This is a genomic window from Gemella haemolysans (assembly GCF_028308085.1).
Lineage (GTDB): Bacteria > Bacillota > Bacilli > Staphylococcales > Gemellaceae > Gemella > Gemella haemolysans_D.
The window spans coordinates 58,862-76,926 of the sequence record NZ_JAQMFS010000057.1 but is presented as its reverse complement, the minus strand read 5'-3'; the positions used below and the strand labels follow the sequence as shown (position 1 = coordinate 76,926).

The window sequence follows — 18,065 nt, the reverse complement described above, 5'->3', positions numbered from 1 at the left end:
AAATAAATGAACAATAAAAAAATAGTATTTATGGGGACTCCAAAATTTGCTGTTCCTGTTTTAGAAATGTTAATTGAAAATTATGGGGTAGATTTAGTAATTACCCAACCAGATAAAAAAGTTGGTAGAAAAAAGGTGTTAACACCACCGCCAGTAAAAGTTGTCGCATTAGAGAATAATATTAAGGTATTACAACCTGAAAAAATATCAACAGATGAAGAGACATATAATACATTAAAAGATTTAAACCCTGATATAATTATTACAGCTGCATATGGACAGCTTGTACCAGACAAAATCTTAGAAATCCCAGAACATAAATGTATAAACGTTCACGGGTCATTATTACCTAAATTACGTGGTGGTGCACCTATTCAATATTCGATATTAGAAGACCATAAGAAAACAGGTATTACTATTATGTATATGGTTAAAAAACTAGATGCAGGAGATATGATTTCAAAAGTAGAAGTTGATATTTTAGATAGTGATAACTATGAAACATTACATGATAAACTTTCAGTAGCTGGTCGTGATTTACTAAATGAAACTTTACCGAAAATTTTTAGTGGTGACATTGCACCTGAAAAACAAGATGACGAGCAAGCTACATTTGCAAGAAATATCTTAAGAGAAGATGAGAAGATAGATTGGAATACATCAGCAAGAAAAGTGTTTAATAAAGTTCGCGCATTGGATCCTACGCCAGGTGCATTTACTTACTTAGATGGTAATGTGTTAAAAATCTGGTCTAGTGAAGTTGTTGAGTTAGAAGAACAATCTAGTTATAGTAAAGTAGGAACTATAATTAAGCAAGATAAGAAAAATATCTATGTTTTATGTGGAAATGGTACAGTTCTAAAAGTACATGAACTTCAAGTATCTGGTAAAAAGCGTATGCCTGTAGTTAATTTCTTATCTAATAAGAAAGATTATGTAGGGACAATTTTAGGTGAAGAAAATGAGTAGCATTAATGCTAGACATATTGCTTATGAAGTACTTTATACAATTATTCAAGAAGATGGTTATAGCAACATTACGTTAAATAAGTACTTTAATCAGCATAAGGTTCAAGAACAAGATAAAAGATTTATTAGTGAAGTAGTGTACGGCACTATAAAGAATAAAATATATCTTGAACATATTCTTAAAAGCTATTCAAAAGGTAGGGTTAAGCCAAAGGTTAAAGTTATCCTATTAATGAGTATTTATCAATTACTGTATATGGATAAAACTCCAAATTTCGCAATTATTGATGAAGCTGTTAAACTAAGTAAGAAAGTTGCAGGTAATATCACAGGAAAATTCGTAAATGGTATTCTTAGAAATATTGAACGACATGCTAGTAATTTAGATCTTAAGTATAAAAATAAAGCCGAGCAATTCTGTATAGAAAATAGTTGTCCTAACGAATTATACAATATACTTAAAGAACAATACGGAGTAGAAAAAGCTCAAAAAATTGTTTTATCTTTTAATGAGAAGAGTAAAAATAGTATTAGATATAATCCTTTAAAAATCACTAAGAAAGAGCTAATAGAAAAATTAGGTGATGCGGTTAGCGAGAGTGAAATCTGTGAAGATAGTCTTATTTTAAATAAATTAAACTTAGATAGTAACTTATTTACTAAAGGATATTATATTATACAAGATGAGGCAAGTGCGTTAGTGGCATCATCAATTGGTTTGTCACTAGATAAAGAATATAAAATACTAGATACTTGTGCTGCTCCTGGTGGAAAAAGTCTACATATAGCTAGTAAATATTTTAATTCTACTTTAATTTCATGTGATAAATATATACATAAGCTTAAGTTAATCGAAGATAACAAAGAAAAACTTGATATAACAAATATTCAAGTTAAAGAACAAGATGCAACAGTAAATAATGATTCATTTATTGAAAATTTTGATATAGTTGTATGTGATGTTCCATGTTCAGGGATAGGGGTTATTAAAAACAAACCCGAGATAAAATATAAAATTACTAATGCTTATATTGAAGATATTGCGAAACTTCAATATCAAATTTTAGAAAATAGCAAAAATTATGTTAAACAAGGTGGAACACTTATGTATTCTACTTGTACAATAGATAAGAGAGAAAATATAAAAAATATCGAGAAGTTTTTAAAAGAGAACAAAGATTTTAGTTTAGAGAATATAACTTTAAACAATAGTATAGTTAAATCGAGAGAAAATGGTGTATTAGAAATATTACCAGATGAATATAGTTGCGATGGTTTTTTTATCGCAAAACTTAAAAAAATGGAGGCAAAATGTTAATTTCAGATTTTAAAGGTTATAAAAAGTCTAGATGGTTAAAAGATTTCGATAAAATGTCAATATATTCTATAAGATTAGATCAATTAGAAGAGTATATTGTTAGTATTGGTGAAAAGAAATTTAGAGCTAAGCAGATTTATGATTGGTTATATAAAAAGAGGGTTACAGACTTTTCAGAAATGAAAAATGTACCTAAATCATTACAAGAAAAACTTGCTGAAGAGTTCGAAATTACAACTTTAAAAACAATAATTAAACAAGAATCAGCTGATGGTACTATGAAGTTCTTATTTGAGCTACAAGATAAATATACAATTGAGAGTGTACTTATGAAAAATAAATACGGAAATTCTCTTTGTGTAACAACACAAGTAGGATGTCGTATCGGCTGTACTTTCTGTGCTTCAACACTTGGTGGTTTAAAACGTAATTTAGAAGCGGGTGAGATAGTTTCTCAAGTGTTAAAAGTTCAACAAGAATTAGATAAAAAAGGTGAACGTATCTCTAGTATCGTAATTATGGGTATTGGTGAACCATTTGAAAACTACGATGAGATGATGGATTTCATCAGAATAGTAAATAGTGATGAAAGTTTTAATATTGGAGCTAGACACATTACTGTTTCAACTTCTGGAATAGTTCCAAAAATATATGATTTTGCGAATGAAAAAGTTCAAATTAACTTCGCGGTTTCTTTACATGCACCTACTAATGAATTAAGAAGTAAAATCATGCCAGTAAACAGAGCTTATAATATTGATAAGCTTATGGAAGCTTTAAAATATTATCAAGAAACTACTAATCGTCGTATTACTTTTGAATATGGTCTAATGGGTAAAGTAAACGACCAAAAAGAACATGCAGAGAAATTATCGGAGATTATTAAAGGTCTAAACTGTCATGTTAACTTAATTCCTATTAACTATGTTCCTGAACGTAACTACGTTAGAACAAGTAAAAGTGATATATTTGCATTTGAAAAAGTGCTTAAGAAAAATAAAGTTAATGTGACAATTAGAAGAACACAAGGTGATGATATAGATGCAGCTTGTGGACAACTTCGTGCTAAAGAACGTAAGGAAGAGGTAAAAGGAGGAATTCCAGATGCCACTAGTATATTCGTATAATAGTAATAAGGGAAGAAAAGAAAAAAATGAAGATGCAGTTAGTGTTACAAAGAATAAACAAGGAGAAGTCCTTGCAGTTGTTTGTGATGGAGTAGGGAGCCATAGTAATGCAGCATATTCAAGTAATTATATCGTGTCGACTTTAGAAAAAGAATGGCAAGATTTAACGTTTGCCAATTTTAATAATATGAAAAATTGGCTTTGTGATAAAATAGAAAAATTGAACTTAGAATTATTTAATAAATCACAAGAAAAGAATAAAAAAATGGGAACTACTATTGTCACAGTAGCTACATTTGACAATCAAGTTGTTGTTTATAATATTGGTGATAGTAGCGCGTATGGTTTGACTAAAGATAATGAGATGAATGTTGTTACTGTAGAAGATTCATTTGTTGGAGCCTTAATAAGTGCCGGAGCTATAACACAAGAAGAAGCAAAAACTCATCCAGAACGCCATGTACTAACTCAAGCATTAGCTACAAGAGATAATATTAATTTACACACGTTTATTGATGATTTAAGCAACTATGATTATTTTTTACTATGTTCTGACGGTTTAACAAACATGATAGAAAACGAAGAAATTCAAGATATAGTTAGAAACAATGAATTATCAATATCTGTAGAAAAACTAATAGAATTGTGTGTAAATCGCGGAGGAGTAGATAATATATCTGTAGCTATAATAAAAAATCTAGGGGGTGTAAACCATGATAAATAAAATTATATGTAATAGATATAAAATTTTAGATCATCTAGGTACAGGTGGAATGGCCACTGTTTGGTTAGGTTATGATACGATTTTAGATAGACAAGTAGCTATTAAAACATTTAAAATTGATGCTAATGATGAAGATGCTGTAAAAAGATTTAATAGAGAAGCTAAAGCAGTAACTAGTCTTTCTCATCCTAATATAGTATCTATTTATGACGTGGAGAACGAAGGAGAATTTTACTATCTAATACTTGAGTATGTAGAAGGAATGACTTTAAAAGACTACATGATAAAAAATCCACGTATTCCTATCGAAACAATTGTTCATATAGCGAAGCAAATTGCAGCGGGACTAAGTCATGCCCATCAGAATGGTATTATTCATAGAGATATTAAACCTCAGAATATTTTAATGAATGAGAATTTAACATGTAAGATTACAGATTTTGGTATTGCTAGAGCATATGGAGATACTACATTGACTCAAACAAATCAAATGTTAGGGACTGTATATTATTTATCTCCAGAACAAGCTCGCGGAAATGTTGCTACAGCTCAAAGTGATATATATTCTCTTGGTATTCTTATTTTTGAAATGATAACAGGTCAAATACCTTTCAAAGGTGAATCAGCAGTTGCTATCGCTTTAAAACATTTGCAAGAAGAGCTTCCTGATATCGATAAATATAGAGATAATGTACCTCAAAGTGTAAAAAATATAGTACTTCATGCTACAATGAAAAACCCTAATGAACGATATATAAGTTCGAAGGAGTTATTTGAAGATTTAAGTACTGTATTAAATCCAGAACGATTACATGAAAATAAATATACAGGATTCAAAATACCAACAGAACCAGCTCAAAATAACAACTATAATCAAACTCAATATATTGATAGAAATCCTATTGATAATCCTCATGGTTATTCAGATTATAATAATTATAATGAAGAAGATGATTATTACGATTATGAAGAGAATCAACGACAAAATAACAATAACAATAGGGGATATCAGAATAAGCAGTACAAAAATAGTTATAATAGTGTAAGTAAGAAAAATGATAAGGAGCAAACTTCTAAGGCTAAACATATATTCTTAGCAATACTAGCAATTGTAGCAATTATTGTTGGAGCATTTTTCACATATAACTATTTAATAGGTGCTAATAGTGTCTCTGCACCTGATGTTCGTAATAAGACTTTAGAGGAAGCAAAAGTTACTATTGTTAAAGCTGGCTTAGAAGTTGGAGATATTACTGAAGTTGCTAGTGATGATGTAAAAGAAAAAACAGTTATTGATAGTGATCCTAAGGCTGGTAAAAAAGTCAGAAAAGGATCAAAAGTTGATTTACGTGTTTCATCTGGTAAGAAAACTGTTGATATGCCTAACTTTGTTGGTATGAATGAAGATAATGTAAAAAGAAACGCATCGAAACTAGGATTTAAGAATATTACTGTTGAAAAAGTTGAAAGCGACAGATTTGATACAGGTAAAGTAGTTTCTCAAAATATCCCAGCGGGTACAGAAATAGTTCCGAAAGAGAAAGAACTAATTATTCAAGTTTCAAGTGGTAAGAAAAAAGTTTCTATGCCTAATTTAGTCGGTGAAGATAGTAGTAGAGCTGAAAGTGTAATTGCTTCTTATGGATTTAAAAATGTTTCTTATAAAGAAGAATACTCAGATAAAGAAGCTGGTACAGTAATTTCTCAAAGTATAAGAAGTGGGTCTAGTATAATCCCTAGTGAGGAATCACTTGAAATTATAATTTCTAAAGGAAAAGAGAAGAAAACTTCAAAAGAAGATTCTGATACTGATGCTAGAACAAATAATGATAATAACTCTAATAATTCATCTTCAAGAAATACAAACTCTTCAACTAATATAAATAATAATGACAGAAGAGATAATAGCTAAATAATGATAATGAAAGGTGCTGACTCGAAAGTACTAGATTTTAAAAATAGTTTACATGAGAACTCATAGACGCAGTGGTTTATTGATATCTAAATTCGCTTTGGGTAAGCTTTTTAGATATCTAATAAACTGTGCGGGGGTGACTCGACAAAATCGATTTCTATGAAATCACGATTTTTGAGTCACTCCCTTTTTTAAAAAGTTAATATACAATTAAATGGTGATAATAATGAATTTAACATTACAAAAAAAATTAGAATTACTTCCAGATAATCCTGGTTGTTATCTATATAAAGATAACATTGGAGAAATAATTTATGTAGGTAAGGCTAAAAATTTAAAGAATAGAGTAAAAAGTTACTTTACTGGGACTCACAATAAAAAAACACAAACTTTAGTTTCAAAAATTGAAGATCTTGAATACATTATAGTAAACTCAGAGAAGGAAGCATTATTACTTGAGAACAACTTAATAAAAAAATATAGACCGTACTTTAATATTCGATTAAAAGATGATAAGAGTTACCCTTATTTGATGATTACTAAGGAAGAACATCCTCGGTTATTAATGACAAGAAAATATAAAAAGAGTAATAAAAATATTTATTTTGGGCCGTATGTTGATATCAAATCTGCGATGGAAGTAAAAAAGATTCTCGATAAAATATACCCACTTAGAAAGTGTAATCCTGTAGAAAAACGTCCATGTATGTATTATCAAATAGGTGAATGTATAGGACCATGTGCTAAAAAGATTACACCTGACGAATATAAAACTCAGATTAATAAAATAAAATCATTTCTAACAGGTAATACTAAAGAAATTTTAGAAGACTTAAATAATAAAATGCAAGACCATGTTAAAAATCTTGAATTTGAAGCTGCAGGTCAGATTCATAGTTATATAAAATCTATTGAGGTTTCAGTACAGAATCAAGTTGTTGCAGATAGCAATAATATAGATCGCGACTACATAGGGTATAGTTTTAATAATGATTATATCTGTATTCAAATATTTTTATCTAGATTAGGTAATATTATTGAACGTAAAGTTGAATATTTTAATCTATACGATAGTCCAGATCAGATTTTATATTCTTATTTAATTCAATACTATGCCATGAATAAATTACCTAAAGAAATCTATATTGATGAAGTTGATGATAATTTATTATCAACTGTAGTTGATTGTAAGATTATAATTCCAAAAAGAGGAAATCATAGGAAGATATTAGATACAGTAAAAGAAAATGCTAGATATTATTTAGATAATAATTTAGCAATTGAAGAATTAAAAGAACGTAAATTACAAGTAACATTAAATAACATAGCTGAGAAACTAGGCATTAAATCAATAGATAGTATTGATGCATTTGATAACTCGAATATTATGGGGGTAGATGCCGTATCGGTAAAAGTAAATTTTACAAATGGTAAAAAAAATACATATAACTATAGAAAATTTAAAATCGATGAATCTATGGGAATAAATGATGTTCAGACGATGAAAGAAGTTTTGTATAGAAACTATAAAGATAAGAAAACTAATACAGAATTATTAATTGTCGATGGTGGAAAAAACCATCTTAATGCTGCGATAGAGATTGTTCATGAAACGCTTGGATTAACACAAATTAAAATTATTGGTTTAGCAAAAAATGATAAACATATAACAGAGTATATTATTACTGATGACTACGAAATAATTGAATTTCCAAAAACTTCAGCAGAATATCTGTTTTTAAAACAAATACAAGACGAAGTACATAGATTTGCTATTACTTATCATAGAGCAATTAAAACTAAAAATATGTATAATTCTAGTTTGGACAATATTCAAGGTATTGGAAAAGTGAGAAAGAATCTCTTACTTAAAACATTTTCTTCAATTGAAGAAATTAAAGAAGCATCTGAAGAAAGACTGTTAAAATTAGGTATTCCAAAAGATGTAATAAACAATTTGAAAAATAATTTATAAATTATTAAGTTATCCTTATTTTATATAAATAAATATACGGATAACTTAATTTTTTTGAATTATTCTATAGTAATATTACTAAAAGTATGGTATAATAACTTAAAGAAATTATAACAGTCGAGGAGGCAACTATGAAATTTTTATCATTCAGTTATAACGATAATGAATTATATGGAGTTAAAGTAAAACGTGAAGAAAGTGCATGGAATCTAATTAAAGTACTAGAAGATTTTGATAATACTGATAAAATACCTGCGACTCTAAGAGAAGCAATTGAAGTATATGGAGTTTCTTTCATTGAAAAAATTAGAAAAGTACTAAAATTAGTTGAAGAAAGTGGTAAAGCTGAAAGTTATAAAGTACCATTTGATAAAATAATTTGGCGTTCACCTATTACAAGAACACCAAAAAATATTCTTTGTGTTGGACACAATTATGAGGCTCATGTTAATGAACTTGGAGATGAGCTTGCTAAAACTCCTAAGGATGTTCTTATCTTTACGAAAGCAACAACAGCTCTAGCTGGAAATAATGAAGTAGTTCCATCTCATAAAAATATTACAGATAGCTTAGACTTCGGAGGAGAACTTGCTGTAGTAATAGCTAAACCAGGTAAAAACATACTAAGACCATTAGTTTTAGATTATATTTTTGGTTACACAATCATGAATGACATTACAGCTACAGACTTACAATACAAACATGGACAATTTTTCCTAGGAAAATCATTAGAAAAATCTGCAGTTGTAGGTCCTTATCTAGTAACTAAAGATGAAGTTAGTTCACCGGAATCAATGAGTATCGTAACAAAAATTAATGGAGAAATTAAACAAAATGCTATGACATCAGAAATGTTATTTAGAGTTGATGATGTATTGGCGGAAATTAGTAAAATTGTTCCACTAGAAGCTGGTGACATCATTGCTACTGGTACACCTGCAGGAGTAGGTGCAGCGCAAAACCCACCAAGATTCTTACAAACAGGTGATGAAATTAAAATCACTGTTGAAGGTATTGGAACTTTAACTACAGTAATTGGAGAATAAGCAGAAAGGAAAAACAATGGCAAAAAAATCAAAAGATAAACAAGTCACTCATATAGAAAAAGACGATTTAAAAGCACGTCAAGCCGCTATTAATGAAGCCATAAAAGTAATTGAAAAAGAATATGGTAAAGGTGCTATTATGGATATTTCATCTGAAAATCCGATTAAAGTTGAAGCTGTATCATCAGGTTCATTAGCGATTGACTCAGCTTTAGGAATTGGAGGGTATCCAAAAGGTCGTATTGTTGAAGTTTATGGTCCAGAATCATCTGGGAAAACTACAATAGCTTTACATGCAATTGCAGAAGTTCAAAAAACAGGTGGTATTGCTGCATTTATAGATGCTGAAAATGCACTTGATATCGAATATGCAAAAGCTCTAGGTGTTGATTTCACACCAGGTAAATTTTTCCTATCTCAGCCTGATAGCGGAGAACAAGCGCTTGATATTGCTGAAAAATTAATTTTATCAGGAGCTATTGATATTATCGTTATCGACTCAGTTGCAGCATTAGTACCAAAAGCTGAAATCGATGGAGTTATGGGGGCTAACCATATTGGTTTACAAGCTCGTCTTATGTCACAAGCTTTACGTAAATTAACTGGTCAAATTAATAAAGCTAATACTATTGCGTTATTTATTAACCAACTTCGTGAAAAAGTAGGTGTAATGTTTGGTAGCCCAGAAGTAACAACTGGTGGACGTGCACTGAAATTCTATTCTACAGTTCGTATTGACGTACGTAAAGGTGAAGCAATTAAGGGTGCTGATAGTGAAATTTTAGGTAACAGAACAAAAATTAAAATTGTTAAAAATAAAGTAGCTCCACCATTTAAAATTGCAGAAGTAGATATTATGTTTGGTGAAGGAATTTCTAAAATTGGAGAAACTCTTGATTTTGCAGTTGATTTAGATATTATTAATAAATCTGGATCATGGTTCTCTTATAATGGAGAGCGTTTAGGACAAGGTCGTGAAAATGTGAAAAAAGTTTTCGAGGAAAATGAAGAACTTTACAATGAAATTTATGGTCTTGTTAGGGAAGAAATGATGAATAAAACTGGGAAAAAAACTGACTCAGTTGTAGAAAATGCTGAAGATGATGACATCGATGAACTTGACTTAGGGATTGAAACATTAGGTGAGGTAGAATAATATATATGAATAAAAAATTATTTAAAATTGTATTATGGTTAATGATTTTTATTATATTAGCTAGTGGATTTATCTCTGCTATAGCAATATTCTTATAATCTATATACAAACTAAATAAAAATAGAGGGACTGACTCAATAAAATCGATTTTCCAAAAATCAAGATTTTTGAGTCACTCCCTTTTATTTTGAAAGTATGATAAAATATAATTAGAGAAAAAATAGGAGAAATAACTGTGAATTTTGTACAAAATATGAATGACAATCAGCTAAAAGCTATTTTAAAAACTGATGGTGCAGTAATGGTTATAGCTGGTGCTGGTAGTGGGAAAACACGTGTATTAACTAATAGAATTGCATACTTAATCGCTGAGAAAAATGTATTAGAAAGTAATATACTAGCGATAACATTCACTAATAAAGCAGCTAAAGAAATGAAAGAAAGAATTTATGCATTAGTAGGAGAAACTTCTAAATACATTTGGATAAATACCTTCCACTCAATGTGTGTAAGAATTCTACGTCAACACATAGAACTATTAGGATATAATAAAAACTTTACAATTTTGGATACTAGTGAACAAAAAAGTATTATAAAAACAATTGTTAAAAATCTTAATCTTTCAGAAGACTCATATCAACCAGCTAATATACTAAAAATAATTTCAAATGCGAAAAATAGTATGACTACTGTAAAGGCTATGAGAGAACAATCACGTTTTGGATATATGAAAAACGTAGCTGAAATATATGCTCATTACCAAAGATATCTAAAGAAAAATAGTGTACTTGATTTTGATGACCTTATGTTAAAAACTATTATACTATTTAAGAAATTCCCTGAAGTACTAGCTATTTATCAAAATAAATTTGAATATATTCATGTCGATGAGTATCAAGATACTAACGTAATTCAATATAGATTAATTAAAATGTTATCAGAAATCCATAAAAACGTATGTGTTGTTGGGGATGATGATCAAAGTATCTATAGTTGGCGTGGTGCATGTAGTGATAATATTATTAACTTTGAAAAAGATTATAAAGATGTTGAGCTAATTTTCTTAGATCAAAACTATCGTTCTAATTCAACTATTTTAGATGCAGCAAATGCGGTAATTAAAAATAATACTGATAGAAAAGAAAAGGCTCTATGGTCTGAAAACAAAGGTGGAGGTAAGATATCAGTTTACGCTGCTTCAAATGATAAAGATGAAACAGATGATATCGCGAAAAAAATTCTAGAATTGAAAAAAGAAGGTATATCGTATAAGGATATTGCTATTTTATATCGTGCAAACTATCTTTCTCGTCAAATGGAGAATTCTTGTTTATCTTTTGGTATACCATATAAACTTATTGGATCTCTAAAATTCATACAACGTCAAGAGGTGCGTGATTTACTAGCTTATCTTAATGTTATAGTTAATAGAGATGATGAATTTAGTCTAAGAAGAATTATAAATGTTCCTAAACGTGGTATTGGAGCAAGTTCAATGGAAAAAATTGACAACTATGCAACACAATATGGTATATCGTTATTTGATGCTTTGAAAAATATAGAGGCAGTAGGGGTATCTAAGAAAATTACAACTAATGTCCACTTATTAACAAATCTAATAGAAAAATATTCAGAAACTGATAAATACTCAATTGATGAGTTGATTATTGGTATTTATAAAGATTCTGGATATGAAAATATGCTAAAAGAATCAAATGATGCTTATGCTGAAAGTAGAATAGAGAATATTTCTGAATTAGTGTCTTCAGCTAAACAATTCTCAAGTATGAATGATAGTCTTATTGACTTTATTTCTGAAATGTCACTTACATCTGACGCTGATGATGAAAATGAAGAAGATTCTGTTGTGTTATCTACTGTTCATGCCGCAAAAGGATTAGAATATAAAGTAGTCTTTATTATGGGACTTGAAGAAAATCTATTCCCTTCAATTCGTGATGCGGAAAGTAGTGCTGATGAGAAGAATAAGATGGAAGAAGAGAGACGTTTAGCATATGTTGCAATTACACGTGCTAAAGAAAAACTATTTATGTCATATGCTAATAGACGTATGCAATTTGGTTCTATTAAGATGAATAAACGTTCTAGATTTTTAGATGAAGTACCTAATAAGCTTATGCACTTTGAATCATCTTTTGGAACTTCATTTGAGTCTACTAGCTCAAATGTTGAAGAAGCAAATAAATTTATTAGTAGACTTAGTCCAAAAATTAAAATATCAGATAAACCTAAGAATGCTGTAAGTACTAATTATGGAATTGGTGATGCTGTTATTCATAAGAAATTTGGAGAAGGTAAAGTATTAGATATTACAAGCGATAGTGTTAAAGTTGAATTTAGTGAAGTTGGTGTGAAAACATTACTAATCGAGTATGCCAACTTAACTAGAAAGGATTAATTTTTTATGAAACAAGTTCAAGAAGAAATTTCGAAATTAGTTTCTTTATTAAATAAATATTCTTATGATTATTATGTTGAAGATAATCCACAAATATCAGATACAGAATATGATACATTATATAAACAATTAGAAAAACTAGAAGAAAAAAACCCGGAGTATATATTAGAGAACTCACCTACTCAACGAGTAGGTGATAGGGTATTAGATGAATTTGAAAAAATAACACATAAGGTTCCAATGTTAAGTTTATCTAATACATTCTCAACTGAAGATTTAAGGGATTTTGATTCAAGAATTTCAAAATTAGTACCAGATCACAGTGTTGAATATATATGTGAATTAAAAATTGATGGTTTAGCAATTTCAATTAAGTATGAGAATGGAAGATTGGTAAGTGCTGCTACACGTGGAGATGGTAGCGTTGGTGAAGATGTTACTGAAAATATTAAAACCATCTTCTCAATTCCAAAAGTACTAAAAGATAATAGAACATTTGAAGTGAGAGGTGAAGTTTACCTACCAAGAAAATCATTTGAACTATTAAATTCTGAACGTGAGAGTAATAATGAAGTATTATTTGCTAATCCAAGGAATGCAGCGGCTGGTTCATTAAGACAACTCGATTCAAAAATTACTGCGAAAAGAAGATTATCAGCCTTTATTTATTCAATAGTTGGAGATGACAGCATTGTATCACAGGAGAATGCTCTAAATACAGCTAAAGAGTATAATCTGCCAGTTAATCCTAACTTCAAATTATGCAAAAGTATCGATGAGGTTATAGATTATATAAATTATTGGACAGAGCACAAGAAAAATCTACCATATGACATTGATGGAATAGTTATAAAAGTCAATTCATACTCAACACAAGAAGAAGTAGGCTATACTCAAAAAAGTCCAAGATGGGCTACCGCATACAAATTTCCTGAAGAGGAATTAGCCACTAAATTGCTTGATGTAGAACTAAGTGTTGGTAGAACCGGTATTATCACTCCAGTTGCTATTCTTGATCCTATAGTAATTTCTGGTTCTACAGTGTCTAAAGCTTCTTTACACAATAAAGATATTATTGAGGAACTCGATATTCATATAGGTGATATAGTCGTTGTAAAAAAAGCAGGCGAGATAATTCCAAAAGTAGTACGTGTAGTTAGAGAACTAAGAACTGAGGGTTCAACAAAATATACAATGCCTAATACATGTCCATCTTGCGGACAACAAACTTACACAAAAGAAAATGATCCATTTACGAGATGTAAAAATCCAGATTGTCCCGATCAAAATATTAGAAGAATAATACACTTTGCCTCAAGAGATGCTTTAAATATAGAAGGTTTAGGCGATAAAGTTGTTACTACACTTTATGAGAAAGGTATTATTGCTCATACTATTGATTTATTTTCTTTAGAAAGAGAAAAACTAATATCATTAGATAGAATGGGAGAGAAGTCAGTAGATAATCTTTTAAGTGCAATTGAGAATTCTAAACAAAGCACTTTAGACAAGGTCATATTTGCACTAGGTATTCTTAATGTAGGAAAAAAAGCAGGGAAAATATTGGCAGAAAAGTATTTAAATCTTTCTAATTTAATGAATGCTACACTAGATGAACTTGTAAATCTAGATGATGTTGGTCAAATTACTGCTGAATCTATTTTAGATTATTTATCTGATGAAAATAACATAAAATTTATAAATGATTTAATTAAAGTTGGAATGAATCCTCAGTATGAAGTTCAAGAAGTTAATACTGATAATATTTTCGCTGGAAAAACTGTAGTTTTAACTGGTAAACTAGTAGAATTAACTAGAAATGAAGCTAAAGAATATTTAGAAAAATATGGAGCAAAAGTTACAGGAAGTGTGACTTCAAAAACGGATTTAGTAATTGCGGGAGAAAAAGCAGGTTCAAAACTAGCTAAAGCTGAGCAATTAGGAATTAGAGTAATAAACGAAGAAGAATTTGCTAATATGGTTAGAGAGGTGGAATAATGGATAATAAGTTACCTTATAAAGTATTTGGGATAGTCATAGCCTTTGTATCAATAATTACTTTCTTTATAATGAATTATAATTCTGTACCTGTATCATTTATCTTCTTTACGGTTAAATTGCCATTAACGATTCTATTCTTTGTATGTTTCTTTATAGGAATGATACTTGCGAGTCTATATTGGCATCAAAAATATAAAACTTTATCAAAAAAATACGAAAGAACAGAAAAATTATTATTTACTAAAGAACAGTTGGAAGAAGATAAAAAAGAATAAACAAATAAAAATCAAAAGAAGTGAGGTGAAAAAATGGGAATCAAATACAATTGGATATATCCAACATACGACGAAAATTTTATAAAGGAGATAGAATCGTATAATATATCAAAAAACGTTGCGAAAATATTAAATGCCAGGTCTATTACAGATATGTCTTCAGTGAAAAAATATTTTTCAGATGAATACGAAGAAGGTTATGATCCATTTTTAATGTATGATATGCAAAAAGCTGTTGATAGAATTAATGAAGCTATTGAGAATGAAGAAAAAATATTGGTATATGGTGACTATGATGCCGATGGTATTACATCTACAGTACTATTAGTCGAAACACTAATTTCTTTAGGAGCAAATGTCTCATCATACATACCAAATAGATTTGATGAAGGTTATGGACCTAATAAAGAAGCTTTTACAAAAATTATTGAATCTGGAATTACTTTAATTATTACAGTAGATAATGGTATTGCAGGTGTCGAGGAAGTAGATCTTGCTAATGAATTAGGTTGTGATGTCATTATTACAGATCACCATAAAATACAAGATACCATTCCAAATGCATATGCTATCATACATCCCGAACATCCAGAAGGAGAATATCCTTTTAAAAAACTAGCAGGAGTTGGGGTTGCATTTAAACTAGCTCATGCTTTACTTGAAATTTTCCCTGATTTTCTTTTAGACTTAGTTGCAATAGGAACTATAGCTGATATGGTTTCAATTACTGATGAAAATAGGATTTTTGTTAAACAGGGATTGGAATTAATCAATGAAGATCCACGTATAGGATTAAAAATGTTACTTGAATTATCAAATATTGATACTAAAGTAGATGAACAAACAATTGGCTTTTATATAGGTCCAAAATTAAATTCCATTGGTAGAATGGATAGTGCTAAATTAGGACTTTCATTCCTAATGGCTGAAGATGCTGAGACAGCAATAGTATTGGCTGAACAAATTGAAAAATATAATATTGAACGTAAACAAGTTACGGAAGATATTGTTAAAGATGTTATTAGTCAAATAGAGAAGTCTAATAAAAAAGATAATAATGTTCTTATGATATCTGGAAATTATCATGAAGGCGTTCTGGGAATAGTTGCATCTAATATTGTAGAAAAATATCAAAGACCTGTGTTTATTATGAATAATAAAGATGGAGTTTTGAAAGGATCGGCCAGAAGTATCTTTGATTTTAATATCTACACAGCTATGAATAAAATATCGGATTTATTTTTAGCATTTGGTGGACACACCCTTGCTGCTGGTTTCTCATTTGATGAAAATAATCTAGATCAAATACAAGATTTTCTTAATAGTGAATATGAAGAATATAAAAAGAATAATGAATTAAAATCAACTAAAAAAATTGATATTGTTACTAGTTTAGAAGAAATAAGTTATCAATTCCTTAATTCACTAGAAATATTAAAACCATTTGGAATGGGCTTTGAAAAACCAACCGTACTATTAGAAAATGCAATGGTATTAAATAAATCTTATTTCGGATCAGACAAACAGTATCTAAGACTTACAATAGCTGATGAAGTAGGTAATCTAGAATGTATCACTTTTAAAGATAGTGGTGCATTTGAAAAAGTTGAGAAGAATGATATCATTGATCTATTATGTACAATTGATAAAAATAACTTTAACGGTCGTACAAAATTACAAGCTCATATAATAGATATAGATATTAAAGAATTCTTATTTGAAGACTTAAGATTTATTAATTATGATATTTCAAAAATTGATAATAAAGCAATAAAGATTTCTAAAAAAATTGATGACAGGGATAACAATTTTTATTTATATAAAGATATTGAACAACTAGAAGATAATATTGAAGATATCTACTTATTAGACATTCCTACTAGTAAGGAATATATCAAAAAATTAATTAAGTTAAATCCTAAGAAAATATATTTAATTTGTGAAGAAAAGCAAATATTATCTGATGTTTATTTAATTGACAAAGATAGATTGATTAAACTTTTTAATATAATTTTATCTACGACTAATAAACAAATTAATATTGCACAGCAATTAGATAAATTGTTAACAACATTAAAAACAAATGTGGATAGTTTGAAAATCATGATTCAAATTTTTAAAGAATTAAATCTTATAACTTTTGAGAATAATACCATTAAATTGAATGAAAACTATAAAAAAGTTGATTTAAAACAATCAGCAAGTTTTGTTAGAATGGAAAGTATATTCGAAGTTGAGAAGATTTTACTAAAAGAGAATATAACGAATATTAACAAAGCTTTTGATAAAAATTAATGTAATAAAAGGAGAAAAAAATGAAAATATTATATTTTTGGGACGCATACTGTGGTTGGTGCTATGGTTTTGATAAATTATTTACTGAGTTCTATAAGAATCATACGGACATAGAAATTGATATTATCTCTGGCGGATTATTTATTGGAGAAAACAGTAAAAAAATAGGAGAGTACGCATATATAGCTGAAGGCAATAAAAAAATTTCAGAAATGTATAATGTTGAGTTTGGAGAAGGATATAAGAAGGTGCTTGAAGAAGGTGAAATGGTATTAAATTCACTTCATCCTGCGATTGCTTTTAATACAGTAAAAGAACTTATACCAAATTCAAAGTTATTAGATTATGCATATGATATGCAATGTAAGTTTTTTGTTGAGGGTAAAAGTTTAAGTGATATTACAACATACTTAGAACTATGCGACAAATATGAAATCGATAGTTCTGATTTGGCATTAAAACTTACAATTGCTTTTAAAAATACAAATCCGTTTCATCCAGATTTTCTAAGAACACTTAACTTAGGTATAGAATCTTATCCTACTGCAGTATTAGAAAAAGATGGAGAATATTATGATTTACGTGGTTATGCTACAGAACCAGAGGATATCGAAATACACTATAATTTGATAACTAAAAGATTCTAATAATTAATATTAATTATTTTTTCATTGTGGCAAAAATATGGACATTATTTTATAGAGTATAAGCTTATGAAATCAGCTTTTTATGAACTGATTTTATAAAATTATGCTCTAATTTTTTTTTATTTTGATGTTTTTACTTGTATCTTATTACCTGTTGTAGTATAATGTAGCTATAATTAATCGATATTGATTATCATT

Annotated in this window: 13 protein-coding genes; all 13 read left to right on the top strand. The window is 28.9% G+C overall.

Features of this window, described 5'->3' with window-relative positions; all coding sequences use genetic code 11:
- Positions 1-6 precede the first annotated feature (6 nt).
- On the top strand, positions 7-969 hold the full coding sequence (fmt, locus tag PNO30_RS04790) for a methionyl-tRNA formyltransferase (protein WP_271987345.1): 963 nt from the start codon (positions 7-9) through the stop codon (positions 967-969).
- On the top strand, positions 962-2,287 hold the full coding sequence (rsmB, locus tag PNO30_RS04785; RefSeq protein ID WP_271965370.1) for a 16S rRNA (cytosine(967)-C(5))-methyltransferase RsmB: 1,326 nt from the start codon (positions 962-964) through the stop codon (positions 2,285-2,287). The genes fmt and rsmB overlap by 8 nt, the downstream gene beginning before the upstream one ends.
- A complete protein-coding gene (rlmN, locus tag PNO30_RS04780; RefSeq protein ID WP_271987343.1) occupies positions 2,281-3,414 on the top strand; it encodes a 23S rRNA (adenine(2503)-C(2))-methyltransferase RlmN in 1,134 nt (377 codons plus the stop codon). The genes rsmB and rlmN overlap by 7 nt, the downstream gene beginning before the upstream one ends.
- Complete coding sequence (locus PNO30_RS04775) at positions 3,392-4,138, top strand: protein phosphatase 2C domain-containing protein (RefSeq protein ID WP_271987342.1); 747 nt, start codon at positions 3,392-3,394, stop codon at positions 4,136-4,138. The genes rlmN and PNO30_RS04775 overlap by 23 nt, the downstream gene beginning before the upstream one ends.
- Entirely contained in the window at positions 4,128-6,050 is a 1,923-nt protein-coding gene (pknB, locus tag PNO30_RS04770) for a Stk1 family PASTA domain-containing Ser/Thr kinase (RefSeq protein WP_271987341.1), read from the top strand. Before PNO30_RS04775 ends, pknB begins: the two co-directional genes overlap by 11 nt.
- Before the next feature lie 229 nt (positions 6,051-6,279).
- Positions 6,280-8,028 (top strand): excinuclease ABC subunit UvrC, encoded by a 1,749-nt coding sequence (gene uvrC, locus PNO30_RS04765; RefSeq protein ID WP_271987340.1) that lies wholly within the window; start codon positions 6,280-6,282, stop codon positions 8,026-8,028.
- Positions 8,029-8,159: 131 nt separating this feature from the next.
- Positions 8,160-9,074 carry a fumarylacetoacetate hydrolase family protein gene (locus PNO30_RS04760; RefSeq protein WP_003146075.1) on the top strand — a complete coding sequence of 305 codons (915 nt, stop codon included), beginning with the start codon at positions 8,160-8,162 and terminating at the stop codon, positions 9,072-9,074.
- Positions 9,075-9,090: 16 nt separating this feature from the next.
- Positions 9,091-10,230, top strand: a complete 1,140-nt coding sequence (gene recA / locus PNO30_RS04755) for a recombinase RecA (protein ID WP_271987339.1) — start codon at positions 9,091-9,093, stop codon at positions 10,228-10,230.
- Between the two features lie 235 nt (positions 10,231-10,465).
- Positions 10,466-12,649: an ATP-dependent helicase gene (locus PNO30_RS04750; protein ID WP_271987338.1), complete on the top strand. Its 2,184-nt coding sequence runs from the start codon at positions 10,466-10,468 to the stop codon at positions 12,647-12,649.
- 6 nt (positions 12,650-12,655) lie between these two features.
- Positions 12,656-14,647, top strand: a complete 1,992-nt coding sequence (gene ligA / locus PNO30_RS04745) for an NAD-dependent DNA ligase LigA (protein WP_271987337.1) — start codon at positions 12,656-12,658, stop codon at positions 14,645-14,647.
- Complete coding sequence (locus tag PNO30_RS04740) at positions 14,647-14,925, top strand: LapA family protein (RefSeq protein ID WP_271987336.1); 279 nt, start codon at positions 14,647-14,649, stop codon at positions 14,923-14,925. Before ligA ends, PNO30_RS04740 begins: the two co-directional genes overlap by 1 nt.
- 33 nt (positions 14,926-14,958) lie before the next feature.
- Positions 14,959-17,220 (top strand): single-stranded-DNA-specific exonuclease RecJ, encoded by a 2,262-nt coding sequence (gene recJ / locus PNO30_RS04735; RefSeq protein WP_271987335.1) that lies wholly within the window; start codon positions 14,959-14,961, stop codon positions 17,218-17,220.
- A gap of 20 nt (positions 17,221-17,240) precedes the next feature.
- Positions 17,241-17,867, top strand: a complete 627-nt coding sequence (locus tag PNO30_RS04730) for a DsbA family protein (RefSeq protein ID WP_271987334.1) — start codon at positions 17,241-17,243, stop codon at positions 17,865-17,867.
- Positions 17,868-18,065 lie beyond the last annotated feature (198 nt).